Genomic DNA, 16,967 nt, shown 5'->3' with positions numbered 1-16,967 from the left:
GGACACCGGGCGCGGTGCTAGTTTCGCCGTCATGAAGGTGCCGGAGAGGCTGCTGTGGGCCGTCGAGACCCTGGAAACGCGGCCGGGCGAGCGGGTCCTGGAGATCGGCTGCGGCCGCGGCGTCGCCGTCGGACTGCTCTGCGAGCGCTCCGCCTCCGTCACCGCGATCGACCGGTCGGCGACGGCGGTCGAGGCCGCACGCGAGCGCAACGCCCGCCACGTCGAGGCGGGCGCCGCGGTGATCGAGCAGGCCGAGCTCGACGGCGGCGGGCTGCCCGGCGGCCCGTACGACAAGGTGTTCGCCGTCAACGTGAACGTCTTCTGGACCCGCTCCCCCACCGCCGAGCTGGCGGCGGTCAAGCGGGCGCTCGCGCCCGGCGGCTCGCTCCACCTGTTCTACGAGCCGCCGGGCGCCGCCAAGGCGCAGGAGATCGCGGTCAAGGTCCAGGCCGCGCTCGCCGGGTCCGGCTTCACGTCCACCACCCTGACGCGCGGTCTCCTGCTGTGCCTGAAGGGTGAGCTCACCCCGTGACGGTGACCGTCAGGTCCCCGGTGACGGGCGCGCCGCCCGGCGTGCGGACCGTCAGCGTGCCGGTGTAGGTGCCGGGCCGGCTGAAGGTCCTGGCCGAGGTCACGGTGAAGGCGGCGTTGATCCGCATGCCGGGGATGCTTCCCTCCCTGGTGGTGGCCGGGGTCACGGGCTCCTGGACGCCGTCGCTCCAGGTGACGGCCGCCTCCAGGCCGGCGGCGGTGTGGCCGGGCGCGGTGAGGGTCCAGGAGGCGCCGGTGGGCCGGCCGGTGCGGGTGCTCACCGATCCGCCGAGGATCTCCAGCCGCCAGGGCACGTCGGCGGTCGGGAAGAAGTTCGTGCCCTGCACGGTCAGCCTGCCGCCCATCTTCGCCAGGCGGTTCTTGAAGTCGGCGTAGTCCCGCTGGTCCTGGGGTGTCCAGCCGACCTCGGCGGTGGCGATCAGACGCGGGTAGGCGTAGTACTGCGCCTGCTCGACGCGGCGGATGAACTCGCCCCACACCGCCGACTCCACGCCGAGCACGCTGCTCTCCTGGATGCCGGGGATGTACGTGCCGGGGTCCCAGTTGTAGTGGCGGTCCAGGCCGCACGGCCCGCCGCACGCCCAGGTGCCGCCCTCGGGCTGGCGCGAATCCTGCTTCTGCGGCACGTACGCGTGCGCGGCCGGGGAGAGCACGACCTGGGCGCCGCGGTCGTTCACGGCGGCGGCCACGGCGTTCCGGTTGCCGTTCCAGAACTGCACCACCGCGTTGTCCCGCGGCAGCGCGGTGCCGGCGTACTCGTTCCAGCCCACGACGGTCTTGCCGAGGGCGCGCACGTTGCCGGTGAAGGCGTCGACCATCTTGACGTAGTCCGCGTGGCTGGTCGAGAACGCCTCGTCGCCGCCGATGTGCAGGTAGGGGCCCGGGGTCATGGCGGCGATCTCGGTGAGCACGTGCTCGGCGAACTCGTACGTGACCGAGCTGTGCGCGTCCAGGGAGGAGTAGCCGACGGCGCCGGTGCCGTTGTGCGGGACGGTGGTCTCGCCCGGCTTGAGTGCCGGCCGCGCGCCCGGGGTGTTGAGCTGCGGGATGGAGTGCAGCGCCGAGTTGACGTGGCCGGGCAGGTCGACCTCGGGGATGACGGTCATCCCGTGCTCGCCGGCGTAGCGGACGATCTCGGCGTAGTCGGCCTTGGTGTAGAAGCCGGTGATGCCGGGCTCGGTGCCCCGCTCGGTCATCGCGGTGGCGCCGCCGACCTCGGTGAGGGCGCCGTAGTCGATGCCGGACGGGTTGCTCTCCGGGTCGTCGAGGGCGATGCGCCAGCCCTGGTCGTCGGTCAGGTGCAGGTGCAGGCGGTTGACCTTGAACTGGGCGGCGGCGTCGATGTAGGTCTTGACCTCGTCCACCGGGTAGAAGCTGCGGGCGACGTCGAGCATCATGCCGCGGTGCGCGAAGCGCGGGTAGTCGGTGATCTCCACGGCGGGCACCGTCCATTCGGCGCCGACGACCTCGCCCGACTCGGCCCACTGCGGGAAGAGCTGGCGGAGCGTCTGGACGCCGTGGAGCGCGCCGTTCGGGGTGGCGGCACGGATACGCACCTCGGCGGCGGTCACCGACAGCGTGTAGCCCTCGGCCTCGTGGCCCTCGGGCGCCTTGCCGGCGCCGACCTCGATGACGATGGGCGCCGGGCCGCGACCGGCGGCGGCGACCGTCAGCTTGTGGCCGGTGGCCCGGCGCAGCAGGCGGGCCAGGTGGTTCGCGGGCGCCTGGGCGCCGTCGCCGAGGGCCAGGACGCGGGTGTTGCGGTGCAGCGTGTACGGGGCGCCGCCGGTCTCGGTGAGCGACACCGGCTTGGGCAGCAGGCCGAGCGTGGGCTCGGGGGCGGCGGGCGGACCGTCCCAGATCTCGAACTCGGAGATCGAGTAACCGTACGCGGCCCAGCGCTGCTTCCCGTGCACGCGCACGTACGAGACCGGCTCTGCGGAGCGCACGTCGATCACGTCGGTGCGCGGGCAGGTGTCGCGCCGCAGCGAGGCGACGTCGGTCCAGGTCTGACCGTCGGCCGAGGTCTGCAGGACGAAGTCGCGCGCGCAGGCGTTCGGCCAGTGGAGTGTCACGTGGTCGACCTTGGCGGGTGCGGCGAGCTGGACCTGGACCCAGTTGTCGTCCTGGTACTTCGATGACCAGCGGGTGGCGGTGTCGCCGTCGTTGACGTGCGCGGCCGCGAAGTCGGCGCGGTCCAGCTCGACGCTGGAGGCGGTGGCGGCGCCGGCGAGCGCGAGGTTGACGGGCCCGGCGGCGGCCTGGGCCGGTGCGGGGATGGTGAGTGCGGGAGTTAAGAGCGCGGCGGTCGCTAGGGCCACGAGGGAGCGGCGCATGGGACTCCTTATCGATGCGCGGTGGTTCGCACAGTGTGATCACCCTTGCCGATTAACGTCAAGAGAGCGGAAATAAAGTAGCGGTAACGCCCAGGTCGCCCCTCTTGCGGTCAGCGCTGGTCACCTTTAACGTAAACGCCCAGGAAAAAATGAGCGATCGGAGTACGGGTGACCAGTCCACGCAACGTCCTGTTCCTGATGACCGACCAGCATCGGGTGGACACTCTCGGCTGCTACGGCAACCCGGAGGTCCGCACGCCCGCGCTGGACGGCCTGGCGGCGGAGGGCACGCGCTTCGACCGGTTCTACACGCCGACCGCCATCTGCACCCCGGCGCGGGCCTCGCTCTTCACCGGCCTGCACCCGTTCAGGCACGGCATGCTCGTCAACCCGGAGCGCAACGGCGGCGGACGCGACGAGGTCGCCGCCGGCCAGCCGGTCATGTCCGAGCCCCTGCTGGCCGCCGGCTACAACATGGGCCACGTCGGCAAGTGGCACATCGGCCGCGAACGGGGCCCCGAGTTCTACGGCATGGACGGCGAGCACCTGCCGGGCGCGCTGAACCCGTTCCACCACCCCTCCTACCAGAGCTGGCTGAAGGAGCACGGCCATCCCCCGTTCGCGGTGGAGCGGCCCGTCTTCGGCACGGCCCAGAACGGCACCGGCCGCGGCCACCTGATCGCCGGCCGTCTCAAGCAGCCCGCGGCGGCCACGGTGGAGACCTTCCTCGCCGACCGCACGCTGGAGCTGCTGGAGCGCTACGCCGGCGACTTCCACCGCGGCGACAGGCCGTTCGTGCTGTCCTGCCACTGGTACGGGCCGCACCTGCCGTACCTGATCCCGGACGAGTTCTACGACATGTACGACCCGGCGCGGGTGCCGCTGCCGGAGTCCATGGCCGAGACCTTCGACGGCAAACCCGAGGTGCAGCGCCGCTACTCCGAGTACTGGTCGGCCGACCACTTCGACGCCGACGCCTGGCGCGGGCTGATCGCCGCCTACTGGGGCTACGTGTCGCTGATCGACGCGCAGGTGGGGCGCCTGCTCTCCGCCCTGCGCGAGCTGGGTCTGTGGGACGACACGGCGGTGATCTTCACGGCCGACCACGGCGAGTTCACGGGCGCGCACCGGCTCAACGACAAGGGCCCCGCCATGTACGAGGACATCTACCGCATCCCGGGCATCGTCCGGGTGCCGGGCGCCCCGGCGCGGACGGTGGACGCCTTCGCCACGCTGATCGACCTCAACCCCACGATCCTCGACCTCGCCGGGCTGCCGCCGCAGGATCCGTGCGACGGCGCGAGCCTGCTCCCGCTGATCGGCGGCGAGCCGCCCGAGGGCCGCGACTCGGTGGTCACCGAGTTCCACGGCCACCACTTCCCCTACTCCCAGCGCATGATCCGGGACCACCGCCACAAGCTGGTGTTCAACCCCGAAGGCGTGCACGAGCTGTACGACCTGGACAGCGACCCGCACGAGCTGCGCAACGTCTACGCCGTGCCCGCCTACGCGGCGGTCCGGCGTGACATGACCGCGCGGCTCTACCAGGAGCTGCTGCGCCGCGGCGATCCCGCGTACAGCTGGATGAGCTACATGGCCGACATCGGCGAGGGCCGAGCCCCCGACGTGGACGGCGTCGCTGACGAGGTGGCCTGATGCCGCCCGTCACCCCACCCGTGAACCCAGAAAGGACCTCCCGATGAGGCGTCCTCGCATACTGGCCGCCGCCCTCGCGGCCCTGGCCATCCTGCTGCCCGTCACCGCGTGCGGCTCCTCCTCCGAGGAGGGCGGCGCCGAGCCCGCGAAGGTGCGCTTCGGCTACATCGCCGACTTCGCCGGCGCGGCGGTGCTCGCCGCCGCCGACAAGCAGGGCCTGTGGGCCAAGCACGGGCTGGAGCCTGAGCTGAAGGTGTTCACCAACGGCCCGCTGCAGATCCAGGCGCTCGGCTCGGGCGACATCGACTTCGGCTACATCGGCTCCGGCGCCACCTGGCTGCCCGCCAGCGGCAAGGCCAAGATCATCGCCCCGAACATGCTGGGCATGGCCGACCGTGTGATCGTCCACCCGGGCTCCGGCATCTCCTCGATCGCCGGCCTCAAGGGCAAGAAGATCGGCGTGCCCGAGGGCACCTCCGGCGACATGATCCTCGAACTGGCGCTGAAGGAGGCCGGGCTGACGGGCAAGGACGTCGAGAAGGTCAACATGGACCCGAGCACCGTGGTGACCGCCTTCAGCGGCAAGCAGATCGACGCGGCGGCCATCTGGTACCCGCTGATCGACACCATCAAGAAGAACGTGCCCGACCTGGTGGAGCTGACCAAGAGCGAGGACTACTATCCCGCGCTCAGCTTCCCCAGCTCCTTCGTGGCCCGCAACGAGCTGGTCGCCGAGGACGCCGCGACCGTCACCAAGGTGCTCAAGGTGCTGCAGGAGGGCAACGACTGGGTGGCGGCCAACACGGCCGAGGCCGAGACGCTGACGGCCACGTTCCTGAAGGCGCCCGGGGAGCAGTTCAAGGGCGCCTCGGCGGTGACGAAGATCGTGCCGACGGCGGAGCTGCGGAAGATGGCCGAGGACGGCTCGGTGGCCGGATGGTACAAGGGCCTGGCCGACATCTTCGTCACCATGGGCAAGCTGACCGAGTCACCCGACCCCGCCACGTACTTCACCGCCGACCTGTACGCGTCGGCGGCCGCGGGCTGATTTTTCGCGAGAAGATGACAGAAATCCGTCGCCCACCATCATGGTGCCATGTCGACCCCCACTGACGCGCTGCAGCGGCTGCGGCGGGTGCACGAGGACGCCGTGCTGTCCGCGCTGCGCTCGGCGGGCGCGCTGAGCCGCGCCCAGCTCACCGAGCGCACCGGCCTGTCGCGTACGACCTTGTTCGCCATCATCTCCGACCTGATGGAAAGGGATGCGGTGATCGAGACCGAGGCGGTGCCTGCCGAGCCGCGCGGCCGGGGCAGGCCCGCCGCGCTGGTCTCGCTCAACCCGGCCGCCGGCCTGCTCCTGGGCCTCGACCTGGGGCGGGGCCGGGTACGGCTGGCCGTGGCCAACGCCGCGCACCAGGTCGTCGCCACCGCCTCGGCCGCCCTGCGCGAGGACGCCGCCCCGGCGGAGCAGGCGGAGGCGGCGGTGCGGCTCGTCCGCGAGGTCGCCGCGGAGCGCGGGATCAGCCTGGGCGCGCTGGAGGCGGTCGGGCTGGGCCTGGTCGGAGTGCTCGACGACCACGTCCCCACCCCAGCACCGACCACACCCTCCCCCTCGGAACCAGCAGACGCACCGTCAGGCCCGTGGGAACCCACGGACGCACCGTCCGGCCCCTGGGAACCCGCGAACGCGCCGTCCAACCCCTCGGACTCCGCGGACGCGGCCGGACCTGCGGGACCCCACGCGCGGTCCGGCAATGCCGGACCGGCGGGCGTGGCCGGACCTCCCGGACCCCACGCGCGATCCAGCACTGCCGGATCTGCGGGACCGGCCGGACCGTCGGGAACGCGCGCGGGTTCCGGCGGGCTGCCGGAAGGGGTGCCCGCGCGCTACCTGCCGCTCGCCCTGCGGGTCGCCGAGGAGTTCGGCGTGCGGGTGGCGGTGGACAACAACGCCAGGCTGGCGGCGCTGGCCGAGGCGACCTGGGGGGTGGCCAGGCCGGTCCGGGACATGGTGTACGTGCGCTGGTCCGTCGGCGTGGGCGGCGGGTTCCTGGCCGGCGGCAGGCTGCTGCGCGGCGCGCACGGCGCGGGCGGCGAGGTGGGCCACGTCTCGCTCGACCCCGAGGGCCCGCCCTGCCACTGCGGCGGCCGGGGCTGCCTGGAGGGCCGCATCGGCGGTCAGCGCCTGCTGGACGCCTGCGCCGCGCGCGGGGTGCCGCTGGCGGGCCTGGACGAGCTGGTCACCGCCGCGCAGGACCGGGTGCCCGCGGTGTGCGAGGTGGTCGCCTCGGCGGCGGCCGACCTGGGCCGGGTGCTGGCGGGCACGGTCACCCAACTCGACCCCGCGCTGGTCGTGGTGGGCGGCGAGCTGGCCGCGCTGGGCAGCCTGGTCCTCGACCCCATCCGGGACGCGATCTCCCGTCAGGCGCTGCCCCGGTCGCCCCGCCAGATCGAGGTCACCCAGGCCGACCTCGGCGTGAACGCCTCGGCGATGGGCGCGATCGCGCTCCTGCTGCACGAGGAGCCGTCGATCCCCGCCCACCTCCGTCCCGCACTACCGTGATTTGTCCGAAGAAAGCCCAATATTTCAGGACCCTGTGGGCTATTGCGCCACCGAAGAGGATCTCCACTGAGCCATGAAGAGTCCCAGAACATGACCGCCGTGAGCGTGACCGACCCTCCGCCCTCCCCCGGCCGCCGGCTCCGGCGGCCGGGCCGCACCCTCGTCCTGAACGTGGTCGCCGTCCTGGCGGGCCTGGGCGCGTGGACGGCGCTGTCGATGTCCGGCATCACGGGCCTGACCGGCCCCGTCGAGGTGGCCGCGCGCGGCGTCGAGCTGGTCGCCGACGGCACCCTGACCAACGACATGCTGGCCAGCCTGCGCCGCGTGTTCACCGGCTTCGCGCTGGGCACCCTGCTCGCCATCCCGGTCGGCTTCCTGATGGGCTGGTACGCCACCGCGCGTGCCCTGATCGAGCCGTACGTGCAGTTCTTCCGTACGATCCCGCCCCTGGCGATCATCCCGCTGGCCATCCTGCTGATGGGCATCGGCGAGACGCCGAAGGTGTTCGTCATCTTCCTGGCGGCCTTCCTGTCGAGCGTGGTCTCGACGTTCCAGGGCGTGCTCGACGTGGACAAGACGCTCATCAACGCCGCCCGGGTGCTGGGCGCCTCGGACCGGACCATCTTCCTGAAGGTCGTGGTGCCGGCCTCGACGCCGTTCATCATCGTGGGCATGCGGATCGGGCTCGGCGCGGCCTGGGGGACGCTGGTGGCGGCCGAGCTGATCGCCGCCCAGGAAGGGCTGGGCTACCGGATGCAGCAGGCGCAGCTCTACTACGACCTGCCCACGATCTTCGTGGGTCTGATCAGCATCGGCGTGCTCGGCCTGATCATGGACCGGCTGCTGCTGCTGGCCGAGCGCCGATTCACCGGATGGCAGGAACGCCGATGAACACCAAGATCTCTTTCCAGGGCGTGTCGAAGACGTTCGAGCTCAAGGGCGGCCGGTTCCTCGCCCTCGACCGGGTGGACCTGGACATCGCCGACCGCGAGTTCGTCACCGTCGTGGGCCCGTCGGGGTGCGGCAAGAGCACGCTGATGGGCATGGCGGCCGGGCTGGTCGAGCCGGGGACGGGCCGGATCCTGCTGGACGGCGCGCCGGTCACCGGACCGGGGCCGGACCGCGGGGTGATCTTCCAGCAGTACGCGCTGTTCCCGTGGCTGACCGTGCGCAAGAACGTCGAGTTCGGGCTCAGGCTCCAGCCGATCTCCGCCGAGGAGCGGCACCGCCGCGCCCAGCACGCGATCGACCTGGTGGGGCTGACGGACTTCGCCGACGCGCTGCCCAAGACGCTGTCGGGCGGGATGAAGCAGCGCTGCGCGATCGCCCGCGCCTACGCGGTCGGGCCGCAGGTGCTGCTCATGGACGAGCCGTTCGGCGCGCTGGACGCGCTCACCCGCGTGCAGTTGCAGGATCAGCTGCTGGACACGTGGAGCCGGGAGCGGCGCACGGTCATGTTCATCACGCACGACGTGGACGAGGCCGTCTACCTGGCCAACCGGGTCGTCGTCATGGCGGCGCGACCGGGCCGCATCCACCGGATCATCGACGTGGACCTGCCGTACCCTCGCACCGAGGAGGTGCGGCTGTCACCGGAGTTCTCCCGCATCCGCAACGAGGTGTGGCACTCGGTCTACCACCAGGCCCCCGCGGCCTGACCCGTACGCCGGGGGCGGGCGCCCCCGGCCGGCCGGCGGTCACGTCGCCTCGGGAGGGGCCGCGCCCGTGCCGGTCGCGCGCAGGAACGGCTCCAGCAGGGCCCTGGCCGACTCCCAGACGGTCCCCAGGTCGGTGCCGGACTCGATCAGCCGGGACCCGGCGAACACGATGGCGTTGATCATCTCCGCCGTCTCGGGGACCGCGGGGACGCCGAGGCTGTGCAGCGTCTCCACGAGCGGCTCCAGGAGCTGCTGGTGCATGGTGCGGCTCTGCTCGGCGACCGTGTCGCCCGGCGCGACCTCCGCGAGGACGGTGGCCAGCGCGTGCTCGCCCTCGGTGATGAGCTCGAAGTTGGTCAGCACGTACGCGAGCACGCGGTCGGCCGGGGTCGCGGCGGCGTCCATCGCGGCGGCGACCCGGGCCGACCAGCGGGGGAAGACGTCCTCCACCACCGCGTTGAGCAGGTCCTCCGACGACCGGAAGTACTGGTAGAGGCTGGGCCGGGCCAGCCCGGCGCGCGCCGCGACCCGGCTCAGCGTGGGCGGCCGGCCGGTCTCCGCGAGGATCTCCCTGGCCGCGTCGAGCAGCGCCCGATGCTGGGCGGCCCGATGCTCGGCGACGGTCGACGCCCGGATGCGCGGCACGTGCCCTCCTCCACCATGGTCGGCCTACTCCGACAGTCTCCCATCGACCATCGACAGGACGCGGTCGCAGTGGCCGAGCACGTCGTGGTCGTGGGTGACCATGATCGTCGCGACGGCGGATTCGTGCGTCTCGTGCGCGAGCAACGTGACGATGTCGTCGCTGCGGGCGCGGTCGAGTGCGGCGGTCGGCTCGTCCACCAGCAACACCGCCGGACGGGTGACGAGTGCGCGGGCGATGCCCACGCGCTGCCGCTCGCCGCCGGACAGTTGATGGGGCCGGTGTCCCGCGCGGTGGCCCATGCCGACCCGGTCGAGCAGCTCTCGCGGGTCGTGACCGTCACCCGCGCGCCTGCCCGCCACGTCGAGCGCGAAGCGGAGCTGGTCCAGCGCGGTGAGGGCAGGGATGAGGTTGCCGGACTGGAAGACGAACCCGATCCGTTCGCGGCGGTGGCGTGCCTTCTCCCGGGAGCTCGCCCGGGAGATGTCGACGCCGTCGAGCAGGACCCGGCCGGTGTCGGGCGTGGTGAGCGCGCCGGCGACCGCGAGCAGGCTCGACTTGCCGGAACCGGAGGGCCCGACGACGGCGACGAACTCGCCGGACGTCACGTGGAGGTGGACGTCGTCGAGCGCGGTGACGGTGGCGTCGCCGTCGCCGAGGGCCAGGGTGACGCCCTCCACCCGCAGGCCGCCGCGTTCCTCGGCGCCGGTCCGGCGGGAGTCCGGGCGCGGGGACGTGTGGCTGGTGGTCATCTCTGCCCTCCCAGGGCTGCGAGCGGGTCGACTCGGACGATGCGGCCCACGGCCGCCGCGGCGCCGGCGAGGCCGAGGCCGACGAGCAGCAGGGCGGCGACGACGAGCGGGCCCGCCTCCAGGGCGAACGGCATGGGGGTGGTGGTGAGCAGCGCGCCGCCGCCCACTCCCATCAGGAAGCCCACGGCGGTGGACACCGTCAGGATGACGGTCGCCTGGATCATCGTGTCGCGCATGAGGTAGCCGGTCGAGGCGCCCATGGCCCGTACGACGGCGAGTTCGTGTTTGCGCTGGATCGTCCACACGGTGAAGAACGTCCCGACGACGAGCGCGGAGATGGCGTACAGGAAGACCTGGATGAGCGTGAGCGTGGAGATCTCGGCGGTGTAGCCGGGGGAGGCGCCGAAGGAGCCCTCCAGCGTCATGCTCGTGGTGCCCGCCGCGGCGTCGCCGCCGGACAGGTCGATCTCGTTCCCGTCCCGGGCGCGCAAGGCGATGGCCGTGGCCTCCTCGTACGCTCCCTCGCGCGCCTCGTCACCCGGCCCGGCGCCCGCGTGCACCTGCTGCCAGGTGCGCAACGGCAGGTACGCCACGTCGACATGGCCGAAGGTGCGCTGGTCGCCGGTGGTGCCGATGACCTTGAGCCGGGTGCCCAGGCGGTCGATGACGACGGTGTCGCCGATGGCCACGCCGTCGTCCAGGACGGTCTGGCTGACCACGATCCCGTCGGGGTCGCCGAGTCCGGCGCCGTCGGAGACGGCGGGTGCGAGGAACGAGCCGGGGTCGACGCCGAACAGGGCCAGGTCGATCGGTGTCTGGGTGCCCGCGGCGGTCGTGACCTTGGCGTTGACCAGCATGTTGCCGAACGGGACGGCGTCGCCGACGTCGTCGCGGCCCTTCCACGTCCCGGCCTGGTTCACGTTGACGGTGCTGCGGGAGAAGGCGGAGTCGGTCTTGGTCCCCTCGGCGAAGGCGAACGCGGTGACGGGCAACCGCTGGAGCCCGGAGACACCGTCGTTGACGAGCCCGGAGGAGAGACCGGACAGCAGCACGACGAGGATCGCTATGAGGGCGACGACTCCGCCCATCAGGCCGAAACGTGCGCGGGCGAAGACCAGCTCGCGCCAGGCCAGGAACATGGCACTCCTTCACAGGAAGGGATTTCACGGGACGGACGAGCGCCCCGACTTCCCGACGCGCCGTTGGCAAGATACCAACACTGCGTTGGAAAGACGCAACCGGCGAGGTCGCAACCGATGAGACGCGTAGGGCTGAAGGTCCCTTTCCGATGGTCTTTCTCCTCTACCGGCGTCCTGGCGTTCCGCGGTTGGCTGAGCTCGCAAGGAACGGCAGAAGGAGGCACGACATGAGACGCCGGAACGCGCCGGTCGCCATCGACCCCGCCGACGTTCGGGTCGAGACACGTGGCCCGGTCCGCCAGGGAGCCGTCGAGCACGCCAGGGAGGCCGTCGCCGCGCTCACCCGGCTGGCCGGCGAGCCCGTGCTGTTCGCGCGGGTCAAGCTGACCGCCCCGGACGCTCCCGACGCGAAGCGGCCGTACACGGCGCAGGCCAACCTCGACGTCAACGGGCGCCTGATCCGCGCCCAGGCCGCCGGCCCGTCCATGTACCAGGCGCTCGACCTGCTGGAGGACCGGGCGCGTACCCGGTTGCGGCGCACCGCCAGGCACTGGGAGGAGACGCGCGGACGCTACTCGCCGGAGCGGCGGGAGTCCTCGCTGCCGGTCTTGCCGCGCCCGGCGGACGCCGAGCGGGAGATCGTCCGCCGCAAGACGCTGGCCGCCTACCGGGCCACCCCGGACGAGGCCGCCTTCGACATGGAGCAGCTCGACTTCGGCTTCTACCTGTTCACCGAGGCCGGCAGCGGTCAGGACAGCGTCCTGTACCGGGCCGAGGAGGGCTACCGGATGGCCCAGGTGGAGCCGCGGCCGGAAGCGCTCGGCGAGGTGGCGGTGCCGCTCGCGATCGATCCGGGCCCGGCGCCCCGGCTGACCACCGCCGAGGCGGTGGACCGGCTGGAGGTCAGCGGGCGGGCGTTCGAGTTCTACGCCGACGCCGACACCGGCCGCGGCCGGCTGATCTACCACCGTTACGACGGCGGCTACGGGCTGATCACCATCGACTGACCGGCCGCCCACCGACCGGCGCCGGGACCTCAGCCCCCTGAGGTCCCGGCGCCCGCATCTCCGGGAGGGCACGAAGTCCCGCGGAATGGGAGCTCTCGGGGCAAGATCGAGACTTGGGATCTTCCTCGCGTTAGGCTCAGTCGCGTACAGCCCCTTCCCGGAAGGCACGACGATGACCGACGATCCGCTCAGCCGTGTGAACACCGAGATCCCGAGCCCGGCCCGGATCTACGACCTGTGGCTGGGCGGCAAGGACAACTACGAGGTCGACCGCGTCGTCAGCGAGCAGATCCTCCAGGCGGTCCCCGAGCTGCCGATCCTGGCCAAGACGAACCGCGAGTTCCTCGGCCGGGCGGTGCGCTACATGGCCGGGGAGGCGGGCGTCCGCCAGTTCCTCGACATCGGCACCGGGATCCCCACGGCCGACAACACCCACCAGGTCGCCCAGTCGGTCTCGCCCGACTGCAAGGTCGTGTACGTCGACAACGACCCGGTGGTGCTGGCCCACGCGCGGGCGCTGCTGCGCGGGCCGGGGCAGGGCGACACCTGGTTCATCGACAGCGACCTGCGCGAGCCCGCCGAGATCGTGGCCGCGGCGGCCGAGTACCTGGACTTCTCGCAGCCGGTCGGGCTGGTGCTGCTGGGCGTGGTGGAGTTCCTGCCCGACAGCGACCGGCCCAAGGAGATCATCCAGCGGCTGACGGCCCCCATGGCCCCGGGCAGTCACCTGGCCATCTCCCACGGCCTGGTCGGCAAGCAGCTGGAGGACGGGGTGCGCAGCTGGAACGAGAGCGGCGCCGTACCGATCACGCTGCGCACGCACGAGCAGCTGACCGGCTTCTTCGACGGGCTGGAGCTGCTGGAGCCGGGCGTGGTGGCGCTGCCGCGCTGGCGCCCCACGCCCGAGACGCTCTACGCCGACCGGGAGGCCGTCTACTACGCGGGCGTGGGCCGCAAGCCGTAGTCAGGAGAACGCGGCGGCGTTCTCCTCGATCCACTGGCGGAAGGTGCGGGGCGGCCGTCCGGTGACCTGTTCGACGGTGGGCCGCACCGTGCGGCCCACCTCCGGGGTGTCGGCGCGCACGGCGAGGAAGAACGCGACGTCCTCCTCGGAGTAGCCCTGCCGCCGCCACTCGGCGGTGATCTGCTCGCGGCTCAGCTCGACGAAGCGGATCTCCCTGCCGAGGACCTCGCCCAGCACCCGTACCTTGTCCGCCGTGGTGAACACCTCCGGGCCCGTCACCACGTACTCCCGCCCGGCGTGCCCGCCGGAGGTGAGCGCGGCGGCGGCCACGGCGGCGATGTCCGCGTCGTGCACCATGGCGCTCCTGGCCTCGGGGAACCCGTCGCGGACCACGCCCTCCTCCTTGACGGAGCCGGCCCATTCGAGGACGTTCGACATGAACTCCACCGGCCCCACGAACGTCCACTCCAGGTCGCTCGCCGCGACCGCCTCCTCCAGCGGGCTCCTGGACAGCCCGCCCTGAAGCACCGTCACCCTGCGCACCCCGGCCTCGACGGCGGCGGCCACGATGGCGGGGCCGTTCGCCAGGGGCGAGTAGTCGGCCCCGTCGAAGGTGATCAGATGGGCGGCGGTGACGCCTTCGAAGGCGGCGGCCAGGGATCCGGCGTCGGCCAGGTTGCCGGCGACGGCCCGCGCGCCTTCCGGCAGGTTCGCGCGCGCCGGGTCGCGGGTGAGCGCGCGCACCCGGTGGCCGGCGGCCAGCAGCCGCTCCACGAGTGGGCGGCCCACGTTGCCGGTGGCGCCGGTGACGAGGATGGTCATGCGGATCTCCTTCGGTCGGTGACGCCCCGAACGGTAGGAGATCTCGCGGTCAGTTCCTGTCCGCGAGCGGGGCCTTTCACCGGGGACGCACCTTACGGCCGCCCGGCCGGGCCGGGCGGCCGGGGCCTGGAAGGAGGCTAGAGGCCGGGCGCGGGCTGCCAGAGGCTGATGACCGTGCCCTGGTCGTCGGTGCAGGCGCAGCCGCGGCCTGACTTGCTCTCGTACGGCTCGTCCGTGGTGCCGCCCAGCTCGTGAACCCGGGCGATGGCGGCGTCGAGGTCGTCGACCTTGTAGTAGAGGTTCGGTTGGGACGACGGGCCGCCGGCGTTCAGGCCCATGGGCAGGGTGCTGTTGGTGACGTGCAGGTACGTCTCGTGCTCGCGCGTGAACTCCCAGCCGAACAGCGGCCCGTAGAAGGCCGCCGCCCGGTCCAGGTCCTTCACCGACAGGGTGTAGTAGCCGAGCTCGGTAGGCATACGCGAAACCTCCGCGATAATATTCAACGACAACGTTAAGCACTAATCTAACCGAGAAGGCAACGATTAACCAACACGTTAACGACTTGGACGCGACGCTGGCCGCGCTCGCCGACCCGACCCGGCGCAAGGTGATCGACCTGCTGCGTGACGGCCCCCGGCCGGCCGGGGAGCTGGCGGAGGCGGTCAGCATGAGCGCGCCCGCGCTGAGCAGGCACCTGCGGGTGCTGCGCGCGGGCGGCCTGGTACGCGCCGAGGCCGGCGGCGACGACGCCCGGCTGCGCGTCTACACCCTGCGGCCCGAGCCGTTCACCGCGTTGCAGGCCTGGCTCGACCAGGTGCAGGCGTTCTGGGCCGAGCAGCTCGGCTCCTTCAAGGACCACGTGGAGCGCGGCCGGTGAGCACCGTCAGGGCCGGCGTCACCGTGCCGGTGGACCCCGCGACCGCCTTCCGGGTCTTCACCGACGAGATCGACGCCTGGTACGTGCGCGGCCGGCACAGCTGGGTCGACCCGGAGCGGGCCGTCGGCATCCGGTTCCAGCACGGCTACCTGCGCGAGCTGTGGTCCGACGGCGGCCACGTCGACACCGGCCGGATCCTCACCTGGGATCCGCCGCACCGCCTGGTCTGGGCCGACCTGATCAACCCGACCGGCCGGATGGAGATCGAGGTCGCGTTCACCGAGGTCGACGGCGGCACCGAGGTGACGCTGGAGCACCGGGGCCTCGACACGCTGCCGCCCGACGTGGCCGGGCGGATCCGGCGCGGCTACTCGTGGAACATCGTGCTGGGCTGGTTCGCCCGCCGGTGGGCCTAGCGTTTGCCGTACTTCTTGTGCACGGCCTGCTTGGTGACGCCGATCGCGTGCGCGATCTGCGCCCAGGGCAGGCCGGCCACCCGGGCCCGCCGCACCTGGACGGCCTCCACCCGCTCGATCTCGCGGCGCAGCGCGGCGGTGGCCTGCAGCGCGCGCAGCGGGTCTTCGTCCTGGGCCTGCCGCACCAGCTCGGCCAGATCGTCCGCCATGGTCTAAAGGTAGTCCAGCAACAGCCGGGTGACCTCCTCCGGCCGCTCCAGAGCGGGCAGATGGCCGGCCCACTCCAGCTCGACCAGCTCGGCGTCCGCCAGCCGGCCGGCCAGGTGGCGGGCGCCGGCGCGGAAGTACGGCAGGTCGTACGGGCCGGTGACGATCAGCGCGGGCACCGTGATCGCGTCGAGGTCGTACTCCGGCGAGAACTGCGAAGGCTCCGGGTCGGCGGCCAGCTGCCCCGCGAACGCGTGCCGCTGCATCTCCACCACCCGCTGCCGGGTGGCCTCGTCGGCCTCCGGCCCGAGCCAGGTGCGGGCGTTCAGCTCGGCGGCGGCCTCGACGTCGCCGGCCTCCAGCAGCCGGTCCTCCTCCTCGCCGAACGCCCGCACGTCCTCGGTCTCGGGCAGGCCGGAGCCGGGGTTCATGAGCACCAGCCGGGTGGCCAGGCCGGCCAGCTGCAGCGCGACCCGGCACCCGTACGAGGAGGCGACCAGCGCCGCCCGCTCGACGCCGAGCTCGGCGAGCACCTCGGCCACGTCGCCGGCGTCGCTGTAGGGCCGGTCGGCCTGGTACGGGGTGTGGCCGAACCCCCGGTAGTCGACCCTGATCACCTGGAACCGCGCGGCGAGCGCGTCCCACTGGCCGTCCCACATGCCGGCGTCGGCGGCGCTCGACGGCAGCAGCACCACCGGCTCGCCCTCGCCCGCCCGCTCGTACCAGATCGTCATCGGCCCTCCAGCGCCAGTCGCACACCCAGCCCGACGAGGACGGCGCCGGACACCTGCTCCAGACGCCGCTTGACCGCGGGCCGCCCGAGCAGGTCCTTGGCCCGGGTCACCGCCCACACCAGCAGCCCGTACCAGAGCATGTCGACCAGCACCCAGACGACGGCGAGCGTGACCAGGGTGAGCGGCACGTCAGCGCCCTGCGGCACGAACTGCGGCAGGAACGACATCGCGAACACCGCCGCCTTCGGGTTGGCCACGCACGTGCCGAGACCGGCCAGGTAGGCGCGGCGGCGCCCGTCCACCGGCGCGACCTCGACGGCGGCGGCCCCGCCCTTGCGGGCCTGCCACAGCGCCTGCGCGCCCATCACCACCAGGACGACCGCGCCGGTGACCCGCATGACGTCGTAGGCGAGCTGTGAGGCGAGCAGCAGCGCCGACAGTCCGAAGGCGGCGGCCAGCCCCCACAGCAGGATGCCGGTCTCGTTGCCGAGCGTGGCCGCCATGCCGGAGCCGCGGCCGGAGCGGAGCGTCTGGCGCAGGATGACGGCGGTGCTGACGCCTGGGGCCATCGCCACCAGGACACACGCGCCGATGAACGCTAGGAGATACATACCGGGCATCGTGCCAGGAACGGGCCCGAC

Annotated in this window: 19 protein-coding genes; 10 read left to right on the top strand and 9 right to left on the bottom strand. The window is 72.3% G+C overall.

The features are described 5' to 3' along the window. Window positions 1-31 precede the first annotated feature (31 nt). Window positions 32-532: a class I SAM-dependent methyltransferase gene (locus FR742_RS14665; protein WP_148031480.1), complete on the top strand. Its 501-nt coding sequence runs from the start codon at window positions 32-34 to the stop codon at window positions 530-532. On the opposite strand, the gene FR742_RS14660 is transcribed toward FR742_RS14665, so the two are convergent. After that, complete coding sequence (locus FR742_RS14660; protein ID WP_148031479.1) at window positions 522-2,888, bottom strand: family 20 glycosylhydrolase; 2,367 nt, start codon at window positions 2,886-2,888, stop codon at window positions 522-524. The two genes, FR742_RS14665 and FR742_RS14660, sit on opposite strands and share 11 nt — an antisense overlap. A 168-nt stretch (window positions 2,889-3,056) precedes the next feature. Between FR742_RS14660 and FR742_RS14655 the strand changes: the two genes are divergently transcribed. The 5 genes from FR742_RS14655 to FR742_RS14630 all read left to right on the top strand — a co-directional run bounded on the left by FR742_RS14655 (window position 3,057) and on the right by FR742_RS14630 (window position 8,765). Then, on the top strand, window positions 3,057-4,544 hold the full coding sequence (locus FR742_RS14655) for a sulfatase-like hydrolase/transferase (RefSeq protein ID WP_261808527.1): 1,488 nt from the start codon (window positions 3,057-3,059) through the stop codon (window positions 4,542-4,544). A 43-nt stretch (window positions 4,545-4,587) separates the two neighbouring features. Beyond that, window positions 4,588-5,592, top strand: coding sequence for an aliphatic sulfonate ABC transporter substrate-binding protein (locus FR742_RS14650; RefSeq protein WP_148031478.1), 1,005 nt, complete (start codon window positions 4,588-4,590; stop codon window positions 5,590-5,592). 48 nt (window positions 5,593-5,640) lie between these two features. Then, window positions 5,641-7,107 carry an ROK family protein gene (locus tag FR742_RS45790; RefSeq protein ID WP_261808526.1) on the top strand — a complete coding sequence of 489 codons (1,467 nt, stop codon included), beginning with the start codon at window positions 5,641-5,643 and terminating at the stop codon, window positions 7,105-7,107. 90 nt (window positions 7,108-7,197) lie between these two features. Beyond that, window positions 7,198-7,998, top strand: a complete 801-nt coding sequence (locus FR742_RS14635; RefSeq protein ID WP_148031477.1) for an ABC transporter permease — start codon at window positions 7,198-7,200, stop codon at window positions 7,996-7,998. After that, window positions 7,995-8,765 carry an ABC transporter ATP-binding protein gene (locus FR742_RS14630; protein WP_148031476.1) on the top strand — a complete coding sequence of 257 codons (771 nt, stop codon included), beginning with the start codon at window positions 7,995-7,997 and terminating at the stop codon, window positions 8,763-8,765. Before FR742_RS14635 ends, FR742_RS14630 begins: the two co-directional genes overlap by 4 nt. A 39-nt stretch (window positions 8,766-8,804) precedes the next feature. Here the strand turns inward: FR742_RS14630 and FR742_RS14625 are convergent, their stop codons facing one another. The 3 genes from FR742_RS14625 to FR742_RS14615 are packed head-to-tail and all read right to left on the bottom strand — an operon-like array spanning window position 8,805 to window position 11,299. Next, a complete protein-coding gene (locus FR742_RS14625) occupies window positions 8,805-9,410 on the bottom strand; it encodes a TetR/AcrR family transcriptional regulator (RefSeq protein WP_148031475.1) in 606 nt (201 codons plus the stop codon). 24 nt (window positions 9,411-9,434) lie between these two features. Beyond that, window positions 9,435-10,160 carry an ABC transporter ATP-binding protein gene (locus tag FR742_RS14620; RefSeq protein WP_187281148.1) on the bottom strand — a complete coding sequence of 242 codons (726 nt, stop codon included), beginning with the start codon at window positions 10,158-10,160 and terminating at the stop codon, window positions 9,435-9,437. Then, the gene (locus FR742_RS14615; RefSeq protein WP_148031474.1) at window positions 10,157-11,299 is read right to left on the bottom strand and encodes an FtsX-like permease family protein; all 1,143 of its coding nucleotides are present in this window, start codon (window positions 11,297-11,299) and stop codon (window positions 10,157-10,159) included. The genes FR742_RS14620 and FR742_RS14615 overlap by 4 nt, the downstream gene beginning before the upstream one ends. Window positions 11,300-11,526: 227 nt before the next feature. Between FR742_RS14615 and FR742_RS14610 the strand changes: the two genes are divergently transcribed. Together FR742_RS14610 and FR742_RS14605 are read left to right on the top strand one after the other, a co-directional pair. Next, a complete protein-coding gene (locus tag FR742_RS14610) occupies window positions 11,527-12,306 on the top strand; it encodes a sigma 54 modulation/S30EA ribosomal C-terminal domain-containing protein (RefSeq protein WP_148031473.1) in 780 nt (259 codons plus the stop codon). A 172-nt stretch (window positions 12,307-12,478) separates the two neighbouring features. Further along, entirely contained in the window at window positions 12,479-13,270 is a 792-nt protein-coding gene (locus FR742_RS14605) for an SAM-dependent methyltransferase (protein ID WP_148031472.1), read from the top strand. Here FR742_RS14605 and FR742_RS14600 read toward each other — a convergent pair whose 3' ends face one another. Then, entirely contained in the window at window positions 13,271-14,092 is an 822-nt protein-coding gene (locus FR742_RS14600) for an NAD(P)H-binding protein (RefSeq protein ID WP_148031471.1), read from the bottom strand. Between the two features lie 137 nt (window positions 14,093-14,229). Continuing rightward, window positions 14,230-14,568 carry a VOC family protein gene (locus tag FR742_RS14595; RefSeq protein ID WP_148031470.1) on the bottom strand — a complete coding sequence of 113 codons (339 nt, stop codon included), beginning with the start codon at window positions 14,566-14,568 and terminating at the stop codon, window positions 14,230-14,232. 86 nt (window positions 14,569-14,654) lie between these two features. Here FR742_RS14595 and FR742_RS14590 point away from each other — a divergent pair, with 86 nt between their 5' ends. After that, on the top strand, window positions 14,655-14,969 hold the full coding sequence (locus FR742_RS14590; protein WP_246640116.1) for a helix-turn-helix transcriptional regulator: 315 nt from the start codon (window positions 14,655-14,657) through the stop codon (window positions 14,967-14,969). Beyond that, window positions 14,966-15,385, top strand: a complete 420-nt coding sequence (locus FR742_RS14585; protein ID WP_187281147.1) for an SRPBCC domain-containing protein — start codon at window positions 14,966-14,968, stop codon at window positions 15,383-15,385. The genes FR742_RS14590 and FR742_RS14585 overlap by 4 nt, the downstream gene beginning before the upstream one ends. Here the strand turns inward: FR742_RS14585 and FR742_RS14580 are convergent. From FR742_RS14580 to FR742_RS14570, 3 genes are read right to left on the bottom strand one after another with little or no spacing between them, the layout of a single operon-like run. After that, window positions 15,382-15,594, bottom strand: coding sequence for a hypothetical protein (locus tag FR742_RS14580; RefSeq protein WP_148031467.1), 213 nt, complete (start codon window positions 15,592-15,594; stop codon window positions 15,382-15,384). The two genes, FR742_RS14585 and FR742_RS14580, sit on opposite strands and share 4 nt — an antisense overlap. A 3-nt stretch (window positions 15,595-15,597) precedes the next feature. After that, entirely contained in the window at window positions 15,598-16,326 is a 729-nt protein-coding gene (locus FR742_RS14575) for an alpha/beta fold hydrolase (protein WP_148031466.1), read from the bottom strand. Then, window positions 16,323-16,937, bottom strand: coding sequence for a LysE family translocator (locus FR742_RS14570; RefSeq protein ID WP_148031465.1), 615 nt, complete (start codon window positions 16,935-16,937; stop codon window positions 16,323-16,325). Before FR742_RS14570 ends, FR742_RS14575 begins: the two co-directional genes overlap by 4 nt. Window positions 16,938-16,967 lie beyond the last annotated feature (30 nt).

It is taken from the genome of Nonomuraea sp. C10 (assembly GCF_008017515.1).
Lineage (GTDB): Bacteria > Actinomycetota > Actinomycetes > Streptosporangiales > Streptosporangiaceae > Nonomuraea > Nonomuraea ferruginea.
Note: the sequence above shows the minus strand (reverse complement) of the source record. Positions and strands in the feature narration are given on the sequence as shown.